4 protein-coding genes are annotated in these 3,332 nt (G+C 72.1%); 1 reads left to right on the top strand and 3 read right to left on the bottom strand.

The window, feature by feature from the left end:
* Positions 1 to 355: 355 nt before the first annotated feature.
* On the bottom strand, positions 356 to 1,363 hold the full coding sequence (locus ACWF9Z_RS36595; RefSeq protein ID WP_453609931.1) for a stage II sporulation protein M: 1,008 nt from the start codon (positions 1,361 to 1,363) through the stop codon (positions 356 to 358).
* A gap of 105 nt (positions 1,364 to 1,468) precedes the next feature.
* Between ACWF9Z_RS36595 and ACWF9Z_RS36590 the strand changes: the two genes are divergently transcribed.
* Positions 1,469 to 2,431, top strand: coding sequence for an RDD family protein (locus tag ACWF9Z_RS36590; RefSeq protein WP_453609930.1), 963 nt, complete (start codon positions 1,469 to 1,471; stop codon positions 2,429 to 2,431).
* A gap of 1 nt (position 2,432) precedes the next feature.
* Here ACWF9Z_RS36590 and ACWF9Z_RS36585 read toward each other — a convergent pair whose 3' ends face one another.
* The gene (locus tag ACWF9Z_RS36585; protein WP_453609929.1) at positions 2,433 to 3,050 is read right to left on the bottom strand and encodes a hypothetical protein; all 618 of its coding nucleotides are present in this window, start codon (positions 3,048 to 3,050) and stop codon (positions 2,433 to 2,435) included.
* Positions 3,051 to 3,146: 96 nt separating this feature from the next.
* On the bottom strand, positions 3,147 to 3,332 hold a 186-nt coding region (locus tag ACWF9Z_RS36580; protein WP_453609928.1), incomplete at its 5' end, for an adenosylhomocysteinase.

The raw sequence follows: 3,332 nt of genomic DNA, 5'->3' as shown, positions 1-3,332 counted from the left end.
CTTTCCTCCGGGCGCTTCCTTCGTTCTTGTGTTTCCGACTCTATCAGACTCTTTCGTGTCCGATTCCCAGTCAGCGGGTTTTGCTTTCCAGGTTCTCGCTTTCGCGTTTCCCTTTCCGGCGATTCCGACTCTATCAGAAGTTTTCCACCGGATTTCCCGGCTTCGGATCTCTGAATGGAGAGTCGACTGTGCCCTCTTGGAATTCAATTCCTGGGGGCTAGAGAGACTTTAAACCATCGCTGCCGAACTTGTCCAGTTCGAGGCAACCGTTCGAATCTACCTCCCCGCGCCGACCGTGTCAACAGTCTTTGCGGGACGACGAGGAGACTAGCAGCTCAGACGGCTCGTCCGCACATCACGCGGCGGTAGGGAGCGTCGCCGCCTGGTCGGCGGGCTCCACGTCGCCCACCTCGCCGGCGCGGGCCGCCCGGCCGCCCAGGACGTAGACGTAGAGCAGGAAGGCCGCCTCGGCGGCCACGCCGATGCCGATGCGGGCCCAGGTGGGCAGGCCGGAGGGGGTGACGAAGCCCTCGATCAGGCCCGAGACGAAGAGGACCAGGGCCAGGCCCAGGGCCATGCCCAGGGCGGCGCGGCCCTGTTCGGCGAGGGCCACGCGGCGGGTGCGGTGGCCCGGGTCGATGACCGTCCAGCCCAGGCGCAGCCCCGTACCGGCGGCGACGAAGACGGCCGTGAGTTCGAGCAGGCCGTGCGGGAGGATCAGGCCGAGGAAGACGTCGAGGCGGTCGGCCGAGGACATCAGGCCGATGGCGACGCCCAGGTTCAGCATGTTCAGCCACAGGATGTACAGCACCGGCAGGCCCAGGAAGGCGCCCAGGACCAGGCACATCGCGGCGGCCTGGGCGTTGTTCGTCCAGACCTGGGCCGCGAACGAGGCGGCGGGGTGGCTGGAGTAGTACGTCTCGTACTCGCCGCCCGGCTTCGTCATCGCCTTGAGGTCGTCCGGGGCCCCGATGGCGCCCTGGATCTCCGGGTGGGTGGCTATCCACCAGCCGATGAGCACGCCGACGGCGATCGAGATCACCGTCGTGGGGATCCACCAGCGGCGGCTGAGGTAGACGGCGGCCGGGAAGCCGGCGGTGAAGAAGCGGGCCGCGTCGCGCCAGCCGCTGCGGCGGGCGCCCGTCACGGTGGCGCGGGCGCGGGCGATGAGCTGGGTCAGGCGGCCCGTGAGCATGGGGTCGGGGGTGCTGGACTGGATGAGGGAGAGGTGGGTGGAGGTGCACTGGTAGAGCGCGACGAGTTCGTCGGCCTCGGCGCCCGTGAGCTTGCGGCCGCGGCCCAGGAGCTGTTCCAGACGAGCCCATTCCGCCTGGTGGGCTGCCACAAAGACGTCGAGATCCATGCGCTTGGCGCTCCCCTGCCCCTGGTTTCCTCTTGCTTGCGCCGTCAGCTTGGCAGACTGGGCGGCAAAGGGGCGGGGCAGGTCACGTGAAGGGTGAGTACATCGGTGAACGATCTGGTGACGGGGGACGCGGTCGTCCTGGGGCTCCGTCCGGCGAGGCTGCCGAGCCGGGCGCTGGCGATCCTGCTCGACCTGGCCGTGTACATGGCCGGGTATCTGCTCATCACGCTCGGGCTGGCCTTCGCCACCGCCTCGCTGGACGACGCGGCCCAGGCGGCCGTGGCCGTGTCCTCGTTCCTGCTCGTCCTCGTCGGCGTGCCGATCGCCGTGGAGACGCTGAGCCACGGGCGGTCGCTGGGCAAGCTCGCCTGCGGGCTGCGCGTGGTGCGCGATGACGGCGGGCCGATCCGTTTCCGGCACGCGCTGGTGCGGGGCGCCCTCGGGGTCATCGAGCTGCTGGTCTTCTTCGGGGCGGTGGCGTGCATCGCGTCGCTGGTGTCGGAGCGGGGGCGGCGCCTCGGCGACGTCTTCGCGGGGACCCTGGTCATCCGGGAGCGGGTGCCGGGGGCGCGGGTGATGCCGGTCCCGCCGCCGCCGCCGTGGCTGGCCGGGAGGTTCGGCGGGATGGACCTGTCGGCGGTGCCGGACGGCCTGTGGCTGGCGATCCGCCAGTACCTGACCCGGATGAACCAGCTGGATCCGCAGGTGGGCGCCACGATGGCGGCCCGGCTCGCGGACGATCTGGTGGCGCGTACGGGGGCTCCCGCCCCGGCCGGGGTGCCGGCCGCCGCGTTCTTGATGGCGGTGGTGCACGAGCGGCAGTCGCGGGATGCCGCGCGGGCCTTCTCCCGTACCGGCGTCGCGGGGCGACAGGTGGCGCACGCGCAGCCGCAGCAGCCGGCGCCGGGTGCCGTGCCCTACGGCGGGATGCCGGCCATGCCCGTCGTCGCGCCCGCCGCGCCGCCCGTCGTCGCGCCGGTGGCGCCGGTGGCGCCGGCCGGGGCGCTCGCGCCCGTACCCGGAGCCGGGCGGACGCCGCGGGCCACCGGGTTCGCTCCGCCCGCCTGAGCTACTGCGCGAAGGTGGACGGCGGGGTTTCCAGGTGTTCGAGTTCGATGCCGGGGGCCGAGAGGACCACGTCCCCGGCGATGTGGACCGTGTGGACCTCGCCGGTGTCCAGGGCGCTGACCTGGTAGGCGTCGACGACGAGCGGGCCGTTGTCGGTGGCGTGCTCCTCGCGGCGCAGCAGGGCCCATGCCTGGTCGACCGTACGCGGGGCCAGGACCGGGTCGGTCAGGGCGACGAGGCGGACGCGCGTGGCGGGGGCGCCCGGGTCGAGGCGGAGCAGGCGGGCCGTGGCGATCAGGAAGGCCGGTGAGGTGCCGGTGAAGCCGGGGGCCCGGACGTTGCCCTCGGTGGCTTCGGCTCCGAGGGGGTCGGTCCGCACCCAGGTGACCCCGTCGATGGCGGCGCCGCGGACCTGCCAGCTGAAGGCGTTGACCTCGAGGCGGATGGGCCGGCCGAGCTCGTCGAGGGCGAGGTCCACGGAGCCGCGGTGTCCGCCGTCGGGGGCGACGAGCTGGGAGACGTAGCGCCAGCCCGAGGGGCCCGGGGCGCAGTGGAAGTGCTCCTCGCCGAGGGGGGTGTGGTCGTGCGGGTCGTGGAGCGAGTAGCGGCCGCGGGGCATCGGGCGGGGTCCTTGGGTCGGTGCGGGTACGGGGCAGGCCCCCGGCATCTCTGCCGGGGGCCTGCGTGACGTGCCGGCGCTACTGCCGGGTGGGGATCAGTAGCGGTAGTGGTCGGGCTTGTACGGGCCTTCGACCTTGACGCCGATGTAGTCGGCCTGCTCCTTGCGGAGGGTGGTGAGCTTGACGCCGAGGGCGTCGAGGTGGAGGCGGGCCACCTTCTCGTCGAGGTGCTTGGGGAGCACGTAGACGTCGGTGGGGTACTCGGCCGGCTTGGTGAAGAG

The sequence above is a fragment of the Streptomyces sp. NPDC054961 genome (genome assembly GCF_053609145.1).
The sequence above is the reverse complement of the archived record's forward strand: the minus strand, read 5'-3'. Positions and strand labels throughout refer to the sequence as shown.